This window comes from Syntrophales bacterium (assembly GCA_023229765.1).
Taxonomy (GTDB): Bacteria; Desulfobacterota; Syntrophia; order Syntrophales; family UBA5619; genus DYTH01.
Window position 1 is genome coordinate 159219 of the sequence record JALNYO010000001.1, and the last position, 17512, is coordinate 176730.

The window sequence follows — 17512 nt, forward strand, 5'->3', positions numbered from 1 at the left end:
ATCTTAAAAATTCTCTAAACAGAGCTATATGGAGCCATATGGAGGCTCTGGAAGTCTTCATTCCTCTGTGAGATTCTACAGGCAACTGATCCACCTCTTTCACATGGGCGCTTCCGGAACATCGACCGTCCGTCGGCGCCCGCGAATTTTCTGAGCACCCGGCTCGGGGGCCGGACCAAGACGCCCGCGCCGGGGTAAGACTCTGCGAATGGCCGGTCTTCCCGGACGGCCGAAAAGGTTCCCGGCATTCCGGAAACCGGCAGCGAAAGCCCGGCGGGGCGCGCAAAACCCCGCCGGCACAAAACGGAGATCGAAATGGCTTTTACCGCCGCCAATTTGACCGCAGTCGAAAACGCCCTGATCGCCCTGGCATCGGGCACGCGCAAGGTGCGCCTCTCCATGGGCGACAAGTCGATCGAGTACAGCAACACGGACATCCCGGTATTGACGGCGCTGCGCGACAAGATCGCCGCGGAAGTTTCCACGGTGCCGCGCTGCATTCTCTTCTCAACGAGCAAGGGACTATGAACGAGCCGTATCTCAAGATCGTGGACAACAGGGGCCGGAAGATTCCGGTCACCGCGCTGACCGATTCCATCTACGAGGGCTCCGCAACGGGACGCCGGATGTCCACCTGGGGCACGAACACCGCCGGCCCCAGCGCCAGTCTCTACGGATCGCTGAACCGCCTGCGCTCCCGGACCCGGGAGTTGATCCGGAACAACCCCCTGATCCAGGGCGCCTCCATCGACAACACCGCAAACGCCATCAGCTCCGGAATCTTCCCCAGATGGGATATGGAGGACAAAATCCTCAAGAAGGACATCCAGGACCTCTGGAAAGAGTTCGTGAAGACCGCCGACTACTACGGCGTAAGCAGCCTCTACGGGATACAGGCTCTGGAATGGCAGGGCCTTCTCGACGCCGGGGAAATGCTCTGCAGGAAAATTCCCCGTAGCGCCTCCCTGGGCCTTCCCGTCCCGTTGCAGTTTCAGCTCCTCGAAGCGGATCATCTCGACGAGACCTACAACACCGTAAGCCCCTCCGGAAACGAGATCCGCATGGGCATCGAGATCAACCGCGACAACCAGCGCGTCGCCTACTGGATCTGGTCGGAGCACCCCGGAGAATCTTATATCACGCAGCGCGCCATTGCCCAGCGGGTTTCGATCCCCGCTTACGACATCGAACACATTTACCTCCCGATCCGCGCCGGCCAGATGCGGGGCCGTCCCTGGATGAGCGCGATCATCGTCAAGTGCCACGAGTATGACCAATACGACGACGCCGAGCTCGTTCGGAAGAAGGGCGCGGCGATGTTCGGCGGCTATTTCGAGGAGGAAGGCGGCCTTCCCGCCGGCGACCCTTCCGCCTTCTTCGGCCGTTCGACAACGACCGACGACGCCAACCGGGAGATCGCCCCCCTCGAACCTGGGTCATGGCTGCGGCTTCCCAGGGGCGTCAAGGTTAACTACTCAAAACCCGCCGACGTGGGCGAAAATTACGATGTCTACAACAAGCAGCAGCTCCGGCAGATCTCCCGCGGGATCCCCGGCGAAACCTACGAGCAGTTGACCGGCGACCTCTCCGGCGTGAACTATTCCTCGATCCGGGCCGGCTCCCTGAGTGCGCGGCGGATCATCGAATTCCTGCAACGGGAGGTGATGATCTTCAAATCCTGTCAGAGCAAGGCCGCCGCCTTCATGGATGCGGCCGTGATCTCCGGGATCCTCCCCATCCGCGACTATTATGACAACCGCGGCAAATACCTGAAGATCGACTGGCGTCCGGATGGCTGGCCCTGGGTCGATCCGGTGAAAGATCAGCTCGCCGACCAGATGGCGGTGCGGAACGGATTCAAATCCCGGTCCGCGATCATCGCCAAATCAGGCGGCGACGCCGAGACCGTGGACCGTGAGATCTCCGAGGACAACTCCCGGGCAGACGCCCTCGGCCTGATCTACGACAGCGACCCCCGGCAAACCCAGAAATCGGGCGCCATCCAGGCGGCGGCCGATCAAACGGTGGTCGATTCGACCAAGACCTAAACGAGGTGAACGATGGACAAGAGAGCATATCCCCATCAACTGATCAACGGCGTGTTCAATAAGCCCCTGCTGATCTCTCCCTATTTCGTCTCCACACTGGGCAACGCGCTCCGTGCCTGGGAGTCGATCGGTGCGACCACCGATCTGGGCGCGAAGATGATCGAAATGGAGGCCGCCGCGGAATCGCGCCTGAAACTGAACATCGTGAACGGCGCCGCGGTAATCGGCGTTTACAACTACCTCACCTACCGGGCCGATTTCTGCGCGTGGATGATGTTCGGGAACACCTCCTACGAGGAGATCCGCGCCCAGCACCAGGCCGCGCTTGCCGATCCAAACGTGAAGAGCATCGTCTTTCGCATCGCGAGCCCGGGCGGCGAGGTGGCCGGATGTTTCGACTTGGCTGACGACATCTACCAGGCCCGCGGTCAGAAGCCCACCTATGCGGTCTTCGACGACTACGGATACTCCGCGGCTTACGCGATCGCCTCCGCGGCGGACAAACGCTACATCGCCCGCACCGGATCGGCCGGATCCATCGGCGTGATCCTGATGCACATCGACCAGAGCGAGCGGGACAAAAACACTGGCCTTTCCTTCACGCCGATTTATGCGGGCAGCCACAAGGTCGATTTTTCAAGCCACGCCCCGCTCTCTCCGGAGGCCAAGGCGGTCGGTCAAGAAATGGTCAACACCACCTGCGATCTTTTTGTAAACACGGTCGCTCGCAATCTGGGCATCGCTCCGGCGGCCGTCCGCGGGACGGAAGCGATGATTTACGACGGCAAGAAGGCAGTGGACATCGGTTTCGCCGATTCGGTCCTTTCCTGGGATCAGTTCCTGGCGAAGCTCAACAACCGAAAATATGGAGGGGTTATGAAAGCGGAAATTGAAAAGTTGTTCAATTCTTTTAGGGATTCGCTGGCGGCATTGGTTTCGAAGGACGCCTCGGCCGCGAATCAGGAAGTGGTGACCAAGGCCGACGCGGAAAAACTGGTCGCGGCAGCGGAGGCGCTCGCCCGCTCCGAGGGCCTGGCCGCCGGCAAAACAGAAGGCAAGAATGAGGCCCAGGCGCGCTCGGCTACAATCATGGAGGCCTGCGAGCTGGCCCATATCCCGCTAAAGGACGCGCTCGCCTATGTCAAGGACGAGACGCTTTCGACGGAGTCGGCCAGGGCAAAAATCGTCGAGGCCCAGGCGTCCGAGGCAGACAGGAAAAAGGTCACCTCGACGGTCGGAGCGCTTTCGACCGGGGACGTCAACCCACTCCTGGCCGAGGTGGGTAAGAGGGCCGGCGCGAAATAGTGCGAATCCGCATTGTCCGAAGTTGTACGAAAACGACGAATTTAAGGAGGAAAAAAACATGAAGAACATTTTTTCGGGAAAGATTTTCGGGATTCGCGCCACGTTCGTGCTTATGACGATTGTGGTTCTGGCCGCCTTTGCGCGCAAGCTGCTCGGCTGGGAATCCGGAGGGCATGAGCTTCCGCTGGTGATGTTCGGCGTAACCGCGCTCTCGGAAGGGAACTATTTCAGGGACGTTGTCCGCTACGAGGACGACAACGCGGGCCGGCTCTCCCGGGAGGTGGTCACCGTGGCCGTCGGGCAGAATCTCTCTATGGGCGCGGTCATCGGCAAGATCACCAAATCCACGCCGACGACCGGAACCGCCGACGGCAACAACACCGGGGCCGGCACGGTCGCCTCGGTCACCGCCGACGCAAAGACGAAGCTGGGAACCTATAAGATCAAATGCCTGACCTATACGGCAAGCCCCCTTGACGCGACCTTTGAGGTCACCGATCCGGATGGTCTCCGGCTGCCCGATGCCGCACTCGGCGCCTACACCAGCGAGGCGGTAAATTTCACGATCTCCGACGCCAGCCCCGCGATCACCGTGGGCGACATCTGGACCATCGCCGTGGCCGTGGGCTCCGGGCAGGTCAAGGAGATACAGGTCGGTGCATCCACCGCGGTGGACGGATCGCAAAACGCCTATGGGATACTCACCGACGACTGCGACGCATCGACCGCCGCGACCGCCGCGGTGGCCATCGTCCGAAACGCGGTCATCGTGAGTGACAACCTGGTCTGGCCCGACGGCTCTCCGGCGGTTTCCGCCGCGGAGAAGGCGACGGCACTGGCCGAACTTGCCGCAAAGGGAATTGTGGAAAGGGAAGAGGCGTAAGCGCCTTCATGAAGTATTCATACGAATCAGGGGAATGATTGCCCCATCCAAATAAGGAGGAATTTCAAAATGAAAAAGATTTTCAAGGATTACGGGACCGGCAGGGCGCTGACAGTCATTTTCCTGTTCGTCGTGGGGATCCTCTGCCGGATCATGGAATGGTCGATCCCGGGAGTCGAACTCCTGGCCGGGGCATCCCTGGCCATCGTGCTGAACCCCTTCGACCAGGACGCCTTCAACATGGTTTCGATGACCCAGTCGATCAACATCCTGCCCAACAAATACGGACGCGTGGGCCAGCTCGGCATCTTCCCCGACAAGGGGGTCCGCACCCGGACGATCATCGTGGAGGAGAAGAACGGCGTCCTGAACCTTCTTCCGACCCTTCCAGTCGGCGCTCCCGGAACGCAGAACAAGATGGGCAAACGCAAGGTCAGAACCCTGAGCGTCCCTCATATCCCGCTCGACGACGCGATCCTTCCCTCTGAATACGAGGGTATCCGCGCCTTCGGCTCGGAGAACGAGATGGCGTCCCTCGTCTCGGTGATGGCCGACCATCTCCAGAGTGGGCGGGATAAGTTTGACATCACCCTGGAGCACCTCCGCATGGGGGCCCTGAAGGGGATCATCCTCGACTCCGACGGCTCCACCCTATACAACCTCTACACGGAGTTCGGCATCACGGCGAAGACCGTTCCCTTCATCCTCGGCACCTCGACCACAGATGTGAAAAAGAAGTGCATGGCCGTTATCCGCCACATTGAGGACAACCTGCAGGGCGAGATCTATACCGGCGTCCGCTGCCTCTGCTCGGCGAATTTCTTTGACATGCTGGTCAGCCATCCCGAGGTGGAGAAGTTCTACCTCAACCACGCCGCGGCGATGGAACTGCTGGCAGCCGACCCGCGCAAGGGCTTCAAGTTCGGCGGCATCACCTTCGAGGAGTACCGCGGTACGGCCACGGACATGGACGGCACGGCGCATCCCTTCATCTCCTCCACGGCAAGCCCGCTGATGGGCGAGGGGCACTGCTATCCCGAAGGGACCAGCCAGAGTTTCAACACGATCTACGCGCCGGGCGATTTTGTGGAGACGGTCAACACGATCGGCATCCCGCTCTACGCCAAGCAGGAGCTGCGCAAATTCGGCCGCGGGATCGATCTGCATATCCAGAGCAACCCGCTGCCGATCTGCTACCGGCCCGGTCTGCTGGTGAAGGTAACCTCGGCTGCATCGTAGCGCGGCCTTTCGATAAAGCGCGGAGGTGAGACATCATGTTCAACCAAGCCGTAACGGGAAAGACCCAAGCGGGCGGCGCGTTTACCGTTCTCCTGGGCGCATCCGACAAGTTTAGCCGCCACCAGATACAGGCGGAGGTGAGCGCGACTCCCTCCGCCGGGACCATGGCGGTGGCGGTGCGCTCACCCGGCGCCACGGATTTCGTGACGCTCGACGGGAGCTTCGATCTGACCGGGACCGATCTTCTCAAGACCTTCGGCCCCTGCTTCGCGGCAGAGATCCGGTTCACCCCGGCCAGCTTCGACGCGGACAAAACCTACAACGTCATCGTGACGAGCGGGGCTGATTGATGAGCAACTTTAACCCGTCCATGGCATCGACCATTCTGGAACCGGTCCGGCTGACGCCCCCCGTCCTCGACGACGCGGCGGCCGAGCCGATCCTGGATGAATCGGGCAACCCGGTCCGGGACGAAGAGGGGAACGTCATCCATGGGACTTAGAGCCGTATTCGCCGAAGCGTTGCCGGACGTGTTTTCCGAGGCAGGGGAAGAGGCCCTCTTCACCCCGGCGATCGGCGCCGCGATTCCCTGCCATGTCTTCATTGACTTCAACGTCAAACTGCAACCGGGAGGGACCACGGGCCAGATTTTTGCCCAGGGAACCACCATCGAGGCGCTGCTCTCCGAGATCGGCCGCGAGCCGAACCGGGACGAGACGTTCACCGTCGACGGCATCGTCTACAAGGTCAAGTCTCCTCTCGAAAACGACAAGCTGACGGTCAAGGTGGTGGTGACATGACGGAACCCGCGATCTACATCAACCCTCGCGACGTCGAGAGCATCCGTGCAATGCTCAGGGGGCTGAACCGCGACGAGGTAGACAAGGCGAATGCCCGCGGGATCAACTTGACGTTGACCGGCGTTCGCACGGACGGCACGAAGATCCTCTCCGACCACTATGCGCTGACCGCGTCGGCGATCCGCGACTCTTGGAAGATTGGAAAAGCCAAATTCAGAGATCCGACGGGAGTCGTTTCGAGCCAGGGGACGTTCATCCGCCTGATCAAGTTCGGGGCGCGTCAGAACAATACCGGCGTCTCCGTGAAAGTCCTGAAGCAGAATCCCCGGGCGACGATCGCCCACGCCTTCATCGCGCGTATCAGAGGCGATCAGCGAGCCGACCAGGTCTACTGGCGAAAATGGAAGGGAACTCACAAGAAACCGGTTCCCGGTCGCGGTTATAAGAACCTCCCGTTTCAATACCGTTTTCCCGTGAAGGCGCTCTATGGTCCGCGCATCCAGGATTATCTGGGCGATCCCGGCATCATCGCCACGCTCATGGAGCTGGCCGGGGAACGTCTGGAAAAGAACATGCGGCATGAAGTGGATTATCTGTTGAGTCAGGTGAAGTGAAATGGAAACCATCCGCGAGTTAATCATCCGGGAGATCGTGACGCGCCTCGGCGCGATCCGGATCGTCGCGTCTCCGGAAAGCCGCTATTACACGGATTGCGGAGCGCAGGTCTTTCGCGCGCGTCTCCGGATCGACCCGGACGAGGTCCCCTGCATTGATGTCTGGCCTCTCCCCGAGGAGACCGAGCAGATCCATGGCCAGGACAAAAATGTGATGACCATCCACGTGGAAGGATTCCATTTCTTTGGCATGGAGGCGGTCAACCGTGGCCTTGCGACCACGGAAGAAGATGCGTCCGTGGTCGCCGAACGGATCCTCGGCGACCTGAAATTCTGTCTGACGGATCCCGCATGGGACCGCCGCCGTCCGGGCGCCGGATCGCCCATAATCTATTCCCCTCCCCTGGCCGAAGCGATCCGCTACAAGGGAGGCGGCACGGAAGAATATCCAGAGGAAGGGACCTCCTCTGTTCCTGCCGTCGCGAAATTCGAGGTCACCTACTACACGGAGATCGGAGACCCGTACAAGCAATGAACGAGCAGACAAACCCCCTGATCATCACCGGTTCTCACGCGGACGTCCTCTTGGACATCGCCGCGGTTCCGCGCTGTTGCAACTACGATTTCATGGCGATTGGCCTGGACGCCGTGGACAAATACGCCTGGCCAGTCAAATGGTGCGCGACCTATCATCTCGCCGACATCCCTCAGATCATCGAGCGCCGGACCAAGCTGATCGGCCGCGTGGATTTCGAGATCATCTGCCACGAGAAAAACGAAAACGTGGCCATGGCTATCGCCGATTGGTGGAAGCCTTCCGGGTCTTCGGCCCTCCTCGGTGTGCAGGCCGCGCTGCTGCTCGGCTACGAACGGATTATCCTTTGCGGATGCCCTTTGACCGGCAGGAACGAAAAATCGACCGACTATTCGACATTCCGCGACGGCTGGAAGGAGCGGACAAAGGAGCTCGCTGGCTGCGTTCGCTCCATGTCCGGCTGGACCCGCGATTTTCTGGGATCCCCGGACGAGCAATGGCTGATCGGAGGTGTGCCATGTCCCAGGTAAAACGGTTTCTGATCATCGCCGGGGCCGCCCCCTGCGTTTTGGAGGACCTCGAAAAGATCTCCAGCCGGGAGCGGTTCGATTTCATGCTGATCGGCGCGGGGTCGCCCGCTGCGGAGACCATCCCGGTACTGAAGTGCCACGTCAGCCATGAGAACGACTTCCCGGCGATCCGCGAGCTCCGGAAACTCCGGGGGCTCAATACGGATTACCTGGCCATTTCGAACAACGTCTATGAGGGCGTCGATTGCGTTTACCCGGAATTCACCCCGCCGACCTGCGCGCGCGAATGCCGCCCCCGGCTCGGCTCCCGCGATCCCCGGAACCACCACCACTATTCCGGATCGTCCGCGATGCTGGGATTGAAGGTCGCTCTTCGCCTCGGCTACCGGAAGATCGTCCTCGCCGGCGTCCCGATCGACGAAGGCCGTTACGCCGCCTTCCAGGTCGGATGGTGCTGGATCGCCGATCTGCTCCGCTGCTGCCCGGTCCGCTCCATGTCCGGATTCACCCGCGAGCTCCTCGGCCCCTATACGGAGGATTGGCTGAATGAATAGGGAAACCGTCCCCATCCATTTGATCCACTACGACAGCGAACCGGAGATGCCGGTACTGGGCGGCCCGCTTTGCCTCGGCTACCAGGCCTACATGGCCGGCCGTCCGGAGCGCTGCCGGGAGATGATCGCCGCGTTTCTCGCGCAGGTCTATGCCTCTCCGGCACGACAGCGCGAGCGTTCGACAGAGATATTCGTCCGGGATATCTATCAAAAGCGGCGCATCGTGATGCCGGCGTTAAAACGGGATGCAGATCCGTGGATCGTTCTCGAGGCGGCCGGGATGCGCTGCGACGCCTACCATATCCCCCTCGTGCAGAGCATTGTGCTCTGCGGCTACGATCCCACCATGGGCACGGCGATCACCATGATTGAGCGGGACGGCCTCTATCTGGTCGGCGACGGAAAGAACCGCTGCTCGATCCTCGCCGCGCTGGGACACGAAACCGTCCCGAATGTCGAGGTGAGGAAATGAGCCTCGAACTTCTCGACTATCGGGCTTACTTAGCGAATGTCGCCGGACACCCGCTCTGGAAAAGCTACCGCGCCCGCTGGCAGTACCACGCGGCCGCGATCGACTGGATCCGCGAACTCGGCATCTCCGATCCGAAACAGGTACTGGAGATCGGCACCTTCGGCGCCGGCCTGGTCAACGGCAGCGACCGGATGGATCTGCCCTCCGGGGAGTGGCAGGAGGAGTCTCCGGGGATCATCCGTCACGATGCCCGGATCCTGCCCTGGCCATTCGCCTCCCGGAGATACAAGCTCCTGATCGCGCTCCGCGTCTGGCATCACCTTTTTCCGGTCCAGGGGGAGTGCTTTCGCGAGGCGAAACGGATTGCGAAGCAGCTCATCATCGAGTGCCCGGAAGTTGAGGCCGTCGGCCAGGGGATCTCACGAGACAAATTCATCGAATGGAACGGCGCTCCGCCGGCAGCCGAGAAAGATTTCGGACCATGGGGCCGCCTCTATCTCTTTGGAGGTGCGGCATGATTCCGGAAATCACCGTCTGCTGCATCAAATGGGGAGACAAATACGGACCGGAATACGTCAACATTCTGGCTTCGATGGTCCGCCGCCACGTTTCCGCGGTGCCCTATGAGTTCGTCTGCTTCACCGACGATCCGAAGGGAATCGATCTCTGCGTCCGGACGGAGCCGATGCCCTATGACGGCAAAGGATGGTGGGGCAAGATGGGTCTCTACATGAACTCCCTGCCGGGCATCTTGACATCCAGGATCCTCTATCTGGATCTCGATGTGGTGATCACCGGTGCGTTGGACGATCTCCTGCGCTACCCATCAGATTTTGCCATGGCCAGGGATTGGCCGACCGGAACGTGGTGCAAACGGGACCGGCGCGAGCATGACGGGAATTCGTCGGTCGTCCTGCTCAGGGTAGGCTCGGCCGTCCGGATCTGGGACCGATATGTCCTGGCAGGGCAGCCGACCAACGCGAACGACGGCGATCAGGAGTGGGTCAATAGGACGTTTCCCAACCTGGCCGGCCTGCTCCCCGAGCGCTTCGTGCAATCCTACAAACTGCACCATCTCGCGGGGAAAAACCCGCCCGACTGCGCCGTCGTGATGTTCCACGGCAAGCCGAAACCGCCCGACTGCGACGGTTGGGTAAAGGAGTATTGGATCGATGACCACGCCTGAACTGTTCAACGATGTTTGGAATCGCGGCCACTACCGCTTGGGTTCCACGGCGTTCCGGCTCCTGCCGTTCCTGCGGCAGCACATTCCCGCCGGCAGCGTCGTCAATGACTACGGCGCCGGAACCGGACGCGCCGAACCGGGCCTCTTGGAGTTCTGCTCCCGGGTCAACATGATCGATTTCGCCGACGCGGCACTGGAACCCAATATCCGGGCGATGATCGGCGACCGCCTGACCTACGTGGTCTCGCCCCTGGAGGCCCTTCCGACGGAGTTCCCCGTCGCCGATTGGGGGATCTGCATCAACGTTCTGATGACCTGCGACCCGGCCAAACTGGGCCGGATTATGTCCGAGATGCGGCGCACCTGCCGGAACCTGATCATCGAGAATTACGACTGGCCGGATATCCGCCTCGGGGGGGACATGACGCAGATCAAGGGCGACGCGGCCTTCTGGACGGACGTCATGCGGGATCACTGGCCGGTCGTCGAGTCGCGCAAAAGTCCGGAGCATGCGCGGAGATATATCACCATTGGGAGAAGCGAAGCGGCAGGGTAAAGTGGTCAAGCATAAACGTCAGTTTGCCAAATTGCGCAAATTACTGAACCGGGTCTCCCCGGTAACCGACAACAAGGAGGAAATGAACCATGGATGCAAGCAATGCAAAGGTACAATATGAGAGCGGTCAGGACCTGGTCGCGTTTGTCGCCCTGACCGACCAGGGGGACCACAAGGATTTCCGGAGCGCCGATGCGCTCTGGTCGAACCGGGCGGGATACGAGCCGGACGTCAAGCCCAACGGCCTGGCCACCGGCGGTGTCGTCTCCATCGCCACCTCCGGATCCAGTGACGTGGTGGACGTGGCGGCCCTCACCTGCTACCTGGCCGGGGTGCTGACCTCCGTCAACGCCTCCGCGGATCTCTCAATCGCGAGACCGACGGCTTCCCACGTCAAATATTCGATCACCGTCACCTCCGCCGGCGCGATCTCCGCGGTGAAGGGCGAGGAATCGACCTCACTCTCTACCACGCGCGGCGCCGCGGGCGGCCCCCCGCTGATTCTGCCCACCTCGATCGAGCTCGCGCAGATCTGGCTCTCCGCGGCGGCCTCGGCGGCGATCGCCGCGACCGAGATCAAGCAGGTGGTGGGCACCCACTGCGAGCGCTACGACTATCCGACCTGGGAAGAGTCGCGCTTCAACATCTCCGGTGGCGTCATCGGCAATGCCGGGATCGTCTTCTCCTCGGCCCTCCCGCTGATCCACTCCCTGGTCTCCCCGGAAGTCCCCGTGCCGAAGGCGGTCTATGCGCAGTATTATGAGCCCGCCTTCACGGATGTGCCCAAGTCGAGCGATTTCGTGCCCCCGGAGACAACCCACAGCGTCAGCTCCAAGCAGATCTACGGGACGACTCTCGGCGCCTCCAGTTCCTCGCTCAATCAGGGGTCGTTCACCGCCTTCATGCAGGATGGGATCTCCGACGGCATCCTGGGTCTGAAGAACCTGGTTCTTTTTTTCAAGTTCTTCCAGAACCGGCTGAACTCCACGCCCTACATCCTCACCCAGGGCAAGCTCGGCATCGCGCGGACCTTCCCCGCCGGCGACCAGATATCCGCGGCCTGTACGATCTCCGCGGAAGCCGCGGCGGTGGAAGTGACGGGGTAGAAAAACCGGGGTAGCTCAGGAGCGAGAGCCCGCCGATGGTACGGCGGCGACGGCGGTTGAAATCCGCCCCCCCCCCTAAAAAAACCGAATGAGGGAACATAGATGAGTTTCGATGCCAAGAAATTTTTGAAGACAAAATTCACGCTCCGGACCGACGAGGTCGCCGTCCCCGCCCTGGCCGCGTTTTTTCCGGAAGAGGCGAAGCCCCTCTGGAAGGTACGCGGGCTGACAGGGCAGGAGCTCGGCGTTGCGAACGAGGCCCCGGAGCGGATGAGGAACATGGCCGCGATCATGGAGGGGCTCGCCTCCGGAGCGGCCAAGGAACAGGCGGACGCGGTCAAAGAACTCCTGGGAATCGGAGGAACGACTCCGCAGGACGTGGCCAAGCGGCTGGAGCACCTGGTCGTCGGCAGCGTCGATCCGAAATGCACCCAGGAACTGGCCGTCCGGCTCTGCGAGGTCTTTCCGGTGGAGTTCTTCCAACTCACCAATAAGATCGCCGCATTGACGGGCCAGGGCCAGATGCCGGGAAAACAGCCGCCCTCTGGCGAGACGCCGAAGTCCGCGCCTGCCTCGCCCTCGGCTACGCCAGGGGGCGATTCCTCTACGAGCTGAGGCCGGACCTCTTCCCGCAGGGGTTCCTGACACGGACCGAGATCGAACTTTGGGAACGATACTACGAGACCATGAGGAAACAAAAATGAGACGATACCCGATCCTCGCGTTGATCCTGTTGACCATGGCGGCAATGTTCTTAGCGAGCATGTCCGCCGCCGCGGTACCCTCCCCCTTTCCGGCGGCGAGTCCATCCTGGAATGAGCACGCCGATCTGATGACGATCTTGATCGGCGTGCTCATCACACTGGTCTGCTTTTTCATGGTCCGAACCCTGGCCAAGATCGACCGCAATCAGGGGCGATTGTTCGAGAAACTCGATGTGGTCTGCAAACAGGTGGATACCCTACAGGGAGAACACAACGTCATGAAGAATTTCTGTTCTGGTGGCATCCCCGGCGACCGAGCCATATCGCGCAGAGAGAGGCCGGACTGAGATGAAAACCGGCGTCGTATCGCTGAAGGAAGAGGCCCGGAAGCTGAAGAAGCGGAAGGCCCGCAAGAAGCATCGTAAAACGAGGAGGTAGCCCATGAACCCTTTACGTCCCAGACCGTATGACCGCCGCAGCGACACGCTGAAATACCTCTCGCGCTTCGGCCTCGTGCTTGCGATCGTCGCCCCGATCCTCCTCTTCACCCACGGCGTCGAGAAGATCCGGATCATGACCTACAAGGTCTGCCTGGTTACGCTTGCCGTCGGTCTGGCGGAGTTGATCTGGGCAATCTTTTTCAAGCCGGTGTTCGGCAGATCGGAGTGGCTTTTACCCGATGAAAAACGTTCGATTCTCCTTTTTCGCGGCATTCTGTACGGCGCTGTTATTCTGGCCCTTACCCTGGGTCTATAGCGGAAACGCTCCGGACAGATGCCTGAAATACCTTCCGCAGGTGATCCGCGAGGCCCGCTACCACGCCGGCATGGACGCCCCCGCGGATGAGTTCATGGCCCAGATTGAAACCGAGAGCCGGTGCGACGAGGGGGTGACGGCCTTTGACGGCGGTGCGGGTCTCGGACAGTTCATGCCGGCGACGGCGGCCGAGATGCAGGAACGGGAGGAGTCCCTCCACGAGTTTGGCGACCAGGCCGCCCCCTATGATCCCCGTTGGGCGATCCGGGCTCTCATCCTCTACAACGTCCGCCTCCTGTCGGGCGTCTCCTGCAGGGAGTGGCATTACGCCTACCGGGCCTACAACGGCGGGCTGTCCCGGATCAACCGGGAGATCAAGGCGGCAAGGAGCTGCGACCGCGCGGCGGTCGACGCCTGCTGTGACCGGAAGAAGATCCGGATGAAATGGGGCGTCCTGGATATGTGCGTGGTGAACTGCACCTACCCGGACAAAATCAAGGCCGCGGCCAGGAAGTATCGGAGATACCTATGATCCAGTCCATCCTCGCCCTTTTGGGCAATGCAAAGGCCACGGCGATCGCCGCGGCGGTGATCCTCCTCCTCGGCCTGGCCGCCGGCGGCGGCGCGGTCTGGAAGATCCAGAATTGGCGGATGGCAAACCTCCGCTCTCAGATTTCAACCCTGGAGTCGCAACGCGACGCCTGCCAGGCCGCAAACAAGGAGAATCTGGCAACGATCGAGCGCGTCCGGAAGGAAGTGGCTTCGGTCGGCAGCTCCTGGGCGGCCAGGGTGAAGGCGAAGGATACATTGATCGCCAAGCTGCGGCGCATCGATGAGATTCCCCCCTATTCGGTGACTCCGTCCGGTCCCGATCTTCCGGACACCTCCGGGACCGTGATCGAAGGGCAGCGGAACGCGATCGCAACGCTGAGCAGGATCAACCGGGCTCTCTGCGCCCGCCTGCAGGCGCTGGGAGAGACCTGCGACGATGAAACGAATGAGGCATTCCATGAAACGACTATTTATCGCGGCCCTGATCCTCTGCTTGATTTTTTTAATGGCATGTTCCCCGCGCCAGGTGGTGCGGACAGAATACATCCCAGCCCAGGTGCCGGAGCTTCCGGCGGAACCGCAATACTGGCCGGTCGCATGGACCAGGGCGGAAACGGGCCTGCTTTGTGTTGACGACGCAAACGCGAAAAACCTGGCCAAGGACATCGAGGTCCTGAAGGCGAGCCGGGGCGAGCTCCTTCAGATCCTCCGGGAGCTGAAAAAGACGGCGGTGCAAAAATAATCCGGAACCAACGAGAGGTGCCTGTGATGGGAGACATCATCGATCGTGCACAGCAGTACGACGAACAGTATCGTGAGATCGCAATCGCGTCCCATTTTTCCTCCCGGATCGCCCAGAGGCATCAACCGCGCGCCGCCGACTGCATCGACTGCGGGGAGGAGATCCCCGCGGACCGCCGAGAGGCCGTCCCGGACGCGACGCGCTGCATCGGCTGCCAGGAGAAACATGAACGGATCTACGGGAGGAACGGATGGCTGACCTGAAAAAGACCGTCGAGATCATCTTCGGCGGAAAAAATGAGCTTTCACAGACCATCGGCGCCATCGAGAAGGATTTCTCCGTCCTGAACAGTACGGTCTCAAGTATTACCTCTCCGCTGGCCGGCATCGCCGATTCCGTCGTCAAGACCGACGCGGCGCTGGCGGCCCTGGCCATAGGCGGTCTCGCCTACGCGGTCAAGACGGCCGGGGAGTTCAATGGCAAATTCGGCGAGATATCCACCCTGATCAAGGACAGCGGCGCTCCGATCGACCAATTCCGGAAAGATATCCTTGACTATTCGACCAGTTCCGTCAAGTCGATCTCTGACATCAACCAGGCCATCTACAACGCCATTTCCGCCGGCGTGGACTACAAGAGCTCGATCGCCTTCGTCAACGAGGCGGAAAAACTCTCCGTGGCCGGCCGGGCCGGGCTTGATGCGACCACCAAGGTCTTGATCTCGACCCTGAACGCCTACGGAGAATCGACCAACAAGGCGGGCAAGTACTCGGACATCATGTTCACCACGGTGCGCCTCGGCCAGACCACCTTGGAAGAGCTCTCCTCCAGCCTGGCCATGGTCACCGGACTGGCGGCCACCTCCAACATCCCCTTTGAAACCCTCTCTGCCGCCATCGCCGCGCTGACCGTGGCGGGGCTCCCCACCTCCCAGGCGATCACCGGGATCCGGCAGGCAATCCAGAACATCATCAAGCCCACGGCTGAAGCGGAGAAGACTGCCGCGTCGCTCGGGTTACAGTTCAACGACACGGCCCTGAAGACCAGAGGCTTCGAGGGAGTCCTGAACGACGCCTACAAGGCGACCGGCGGCAACATCGGCAAGATGGGCGAGCTTTTCGGCTCCGTCGAATCCCTGAACGCGGTGATGATCCTCGGCGCCGACAAGACCGGGAAGTTCAAGGACGCGCTCAAGGAAATGGGCGATTCCGCAGGCGCAACCAAGATCGCTTACGACAAGGTCGCCCAGGAGTTCGACAACATCAACCAGCGCCTGGCCAACTCGTTCAAGGTCACCCTGATCGAGATCGGCCAGAAGTTCATGCCCGAATATGGCCAGATCGCCGGCGGGCTTTCGGACCTGATGAAGGGGATCAAGGTCGGCGTCGATTCCGGCGCCTTCGACCCGCTCTTTAACTACCTGGACAGCGTCGCCGGATCCATCGCAATATGGCTGAAGGGCGTAGCCGAGGCCTTCCCCGAGGCGCTGTCCGCGCTCGATTTCAACGGCCTGATCGCGGCCCTCAAGGATCTGGGCGAGGCGATGGGCGGCTACCTGGGAGATCTGGATATTACCAAGGCCGACGATCTGGCCGCGGTGCTGCAGCTTGTGGTGGACATCATCACTGGCCTGATCAACGTGACCACCGGGATGGTTGACGCCTTCCGGCCCTTCGCCTCAACGATCGTCGATTTCTTTACCACCATGGCCAAAGGAGGGCCGGAGACCCAGGAGACGATCGGCAAGATCCTCGCCTTCTCCAAGGCGATCGAGGGCGCGGGTCTCGGCGTCGTCGGAGCGATTATGGCCATCGACGAGTTCGGCGTCTCGATGCGCGGTCTTTTCGATACCATCGCCGGCGGAACCACGGTCTTGTGGAACGGCTTTGAGATCCTGCTGACGGCGATCAAAGGAATGACAATTATTGTTGGCGGCTTATTTGTCAATCTTCTTGACAATCTCACGTTTGGAATGCTCCCGGGCCTCGATACGATGAAGGCCAAACTTACCTCCTGGGGCGAAACCATTGGCGACTCGTTCGTCAAGAACGGGACGGAGGCCGCGGCAGGGCTTTCCCGCCTCGGCGACGGCCTGATGCGCCTCGGATCTGAAACCGGAACCAGCCGCGACCGGGTGGCCGAGCTGAAGAGGAATCTCACCGAGCTCCCCTCCGAAAAGACCACCTCCATCAAAATGAAGGACATGGAGGAGACCACCGCGAAGGTCGCCGCGATCAATAAAGAAATTACCGAGCTTCCCGATCTGCGCACTGTGGGGGTGAAGGTCCTGGCCGACGGCACCTCCATCGAGAAGGCGAACAACATGATCATCGAACGCTTCCCCGACGGGCGCATCCTCCTGACCAACGTCGGAGTGGAAGCCGACGCGGCCGGCATATCGAAGGTCCAGAAGACGCTCGACGCGGCCATTCCAAAAGACAAGCAGGTCGATATCCAGACGAAACTCGACGTGGAGAAGATCAAGGGGCAGGCCGACATCATCCAGAAATCCATCGAATGGAAGGCCAAACTGGACATTGCTCAGGTTGAAGCGGCGGCGAAGGCCCTGGAGGCCACCTTTAAGTCGATTGACACGTCTATCGTCAGCACCGGGGACACACTGTCAGCTATGCTGGGGTCATACGTGACTGCTCTGGGACAGCAAAAGGGTGGAACCGGGGTTATTGAGCAGGCGATCAAGGATGAGAACGACCGCCGCAACGAGACGTTCGAACTGCAAAAGGGATTGGTGATGGCCGAGGCTGACAATCTGAAGGCTCGTACCGAATCTATGCGATCCGGCAATGCCATGATCACGATTAATGGAGCGGGATTGCAGCCTCATCTGGAGGCATTCATGTTCGAAATCCTAAGTGCGATCCAAGTACAGGCGACAGCCGAGGGTCAGAAGTTTTTAGTGGGGATATGAG

The 17512-nt window shown here is 60.9% G+C and carries 24 protein-coding genes; 23 read left to right on the plus strand and 1 reads right to left on the minus strand.

Annotated features, from left to right (window positions below):
* Positions 1–315: 315 nt before the first annotated feature.
* From M0P74_00755 to M0P74_00860, 22 genes are all read left to right on the plus strand, one after another.
* Positions 316–528: a hypothetical protein gene (locus M0P74_00755; GenBank protein MCK9362124.1), complete on the plus strand. Its 213-nt coding sequence runs from the start codon at positions 316–318 to the stop codon at positions 526–528.
* Positions 525–2048, plus strand: coding sequence for a phage portal protein (locus M0P74_00760; GenBank protein ID MCK9362125.1), 1524 nt, complete (start codon positions 525–527; stop codon positions 2046–2048). Before M0P74_00755 ends, M0P74_00760 begins: the two co-directional genes overlap by 4 nt.
* 12 nt (positions 2049–2060) lie before the next feature.
* A complete protein-coding gene (locus tag M0P74_00765; protein ID MCK9362126.1) occupies positions 2061–3353 on the plus strand; it encodes a S49 family peptidase in 1293 nt (430 codons plus the stop codon).
* 58 nt (positions 3354–3411) lie between these two features.
* Positions 3412–4236, plus strand: a complete 825-nt coding sequence (locus M0P74_00770; GenBank protein MCK9362127.1) for a head decoration protein — start codon at positions 3412–3414, stop codon at positions 4234–4236.
* A gap of 69 nt (positions 4237–4305) precedes the next feature.
* Positions 4306–5475 (plus strand): major capsid protein, encoded by a 1170-nt coding sequence (locus M0P74_00775; GenBank protein MCK9362128.1) that lies wholly within the window; start codon positions 4306–4308, stop codon positions 5473–5475.
* A 35-nt stretch (positions 5476–5510) separates the two neighbouring features.
* Entirely contained in the window at positions 5511–5825 is a 315-nt protein-coding gene (locus M0P74_00780; protein ID MCK9362129.1) for a hypothetical protein, read from the plus strand.
* Positions 5825–5977 carry a hypothetical protein gene (locus M0P74_00785; protein ID MCK9362130.1) on the plus strand — a complete coding sequence of 51 codons (153 nt, stop codon included), beginning with the start codon at positions 5825–5827 and terminating at the stop codon, positions 5975–5977. The genes M0P74_00780 and M0P74_00785 overlap by 1 nt, the downstream gene beginning before the upstream one ends.
* On the plus strand, positions 5967–6275 hold the full coding sequence (locus M0P74_00790) for a hypothetical protein (protein MCK9362131.1): 309 nt from the start codon (positions 5967–5969) through the stop codon (positions 6273–6275). The genes M0P74_00785 and M0P74_00790 overlap by 11 nt, the downstream gene beginning before the upstream one ends.
* On the plus strand, positions 6272–6889 hold the full coding sequence (locus M0P74_00795) for a hypothetical protein (GenBank protein ID MCK9362132.1): 618 nt from the start codon (positions 6272–6274) through the stop codon (positions 6887–6889). The genes M0P74_00790 and M0P74_00795 overlap by 4 nt, the downstream gene beginning before the upstream one ends.
* A 1-nt stretch (position 6890) precedes the next feature.
* Complete coding sequence (locus M0P74_00800; GenBank protein ID MCK9362133.1) at positions 6891–7424, plus strand: hypothetical protein; 534 nt, start codon at positions 6891–6893, stop codon at positions 7422–7424.
* The gene (locus M0P74_00805; protein ID MCK9362134.1) at positions 7421–7954 is read left to right on the plus strand and encodes a hypothetical protein; all 534 of its coding nucleotides are present in this window, start codon (positions 7421–7423) and stop codon (positions 7952–7954) included. The genes M0P74_00800 and M0P74_00805 overlap by 4 nt, the downstream gene beginning before the upstream one ends.
* Positions 7942–8508, plus strand: a complete 567-nt coding sequence (locus M0P74_00810) for a hypothetical protein (protein ID MCK9362135.1) — start codon at positions 7942–7944, stop codon at positions 8506–8508. The genes M0P74_00805 and M0P74_00810 overlap by 13 nt, the downstream gene beginning before the upstream one ends.
* Positions 8501–8980: a hypothetical protein gene (locus M0P74_00815; GenBank protein ID MCK9362136.1), complete on the plus strand. Its 480-nt coding sequence runs from the start codon at positions 8501–8503 to the stop codon at positions 8978–8980. Before M0P74_00810 ends, M0P74_00815 begins: the two co-directional genes overlap by 8 nt.
* On the plus strand, positions 8977–9498 hold the full coding sequence (locus tag M0P74_00820) for a hypothetical protein (GenBank protein ID MCK9362137.1): 522 nt from the start codon (positions 8977–8979) through the stop codon (positions 9496–9498). The genes M0P74_00815 and M0P74_00820 overlap by 4 nt, the downstream gene beginning before the upstream one ends.
* The gene (locus M0P74_00825; GenBank protein MCK9362138.1) at positions 9495–10166 is read left to right on the plus strand and encodes a hypothetical protein; all 672 of its coding nucleotides are present in this window, start codon (positions 9495–9497) and stop codon (positions 10164–10166) included. Before M0P74_00820 ends, M0P74_00825 begins: the two co-directional genes overlap by 4 nt.
* A 37-nt stretch (positions 10167–10203) precedes the next feature.
* A complete protein-coding gene (locus M0P74_00830; GenBank protein ID MCK9362139.1) occupies positions 10204–10722 on the plus strand; it encodes a class I SAM-dependent methyltransferase in 519 nt (172 codons plus the stop codon).
* Between the two features lie 89 nt (positions 10723–10811).
* Positions 10812–11828 carry a hypothetical protein gene (locus M0P74_00835; GenBank protein ID MCK9362140.1) on the plus strand — a complete coding sequence of 339 codons (1017 nt, stop codon included), beginning with the start codon at positions 10812–10814 and terminating at the stop codon, positions 11826–11828.
* Between the two features lie 102 nt (positions 11829–11930).
* Complete coding sequence (locus M0P74_00840; GenBank protein MCK9362141.1) at positions 11931–12443, plus strand: hypothetical protein; 513 nt, start codon at positions 11931–11933, stop codon at positions 12441–12443.
* Positions 12444–12528: 85 nt separating this feature from the next.
* Entirely contained in the window at positions 12529–12879 is a 351-nt protein-coding gene (locus M0P74_00845; GenBank protein MCK9362142.1) for a hypothetical protein, read from the plus strand.
* A gap of 94 nt (positions 12880–12973) precedes the next feature.
* Positions 12974–13288, plus strand: a complete 315-nt coding sequence (locus M0P74_00850; protein ID MCK9362143.1) for a hypothetical protein — start codon at positions 12974–12976, stop codon at positions 13286–13288.
* Positions 13212–13820, plus strand: coding sequence for a transglycosylase SLT domain-containing protein (locus tag M0P74_00855; GenBank protein MCK9362144.1), 609 nt, complete (start codon positions 13212–13214; stop codon positions 13818–13820). The genes M0P74_00850 and M0P74_00855 overlap by 77 nt, the downstream gene beginning before the upstream one ends.
* Positions 13817–14473 carry a hypothetical protein gene (locus M0P74_00860; GenBank protein ID MCK9362145.1) on the plus strand — a complete coding sequence of 219 codons (657 nt, stop codon included), beginning with the start codon at positions 13817–13819 and terminating at the stop codon, positions 14471–14473. Before M0P74_00855 ends, M0P74_00860 begins: the two co-directional genes overlap by 4 nt.
* A gap of 66 nt (positions 14474–14539) precedes the next feature.
* On the opposite strand, the gene M0P74_00865 is transcribed toward M0P74_00860, so the two are convergent.
* Positions 14540–14809 (minus strand): hypothetical protein, encoded by a 270-nt coding sequence (locus M0P74_00865; GenBank protein MCK9362146.1) that lies wholly within the window; start codon positions 14807–14809, stop codon positions 14540–14542.
* 23 nt (positions 14810–14832) lie between these two features.
* On the opposite strand from M0P74_00865, the gene M0P74_00870 reads away from it, so the two are divergent.
* Positions 14833–17511, plus strand: a complete 2679-nt coding sequence (locus tag M0P74_00870; GenBank protein MCK9362147.1) for a phage tail tape measure protein — start codon at positions 14833–14835, stop codon at positions 17509–17511.
* The last annotated feature ends 1 nt before the right edge of the window (position 17512 follow it).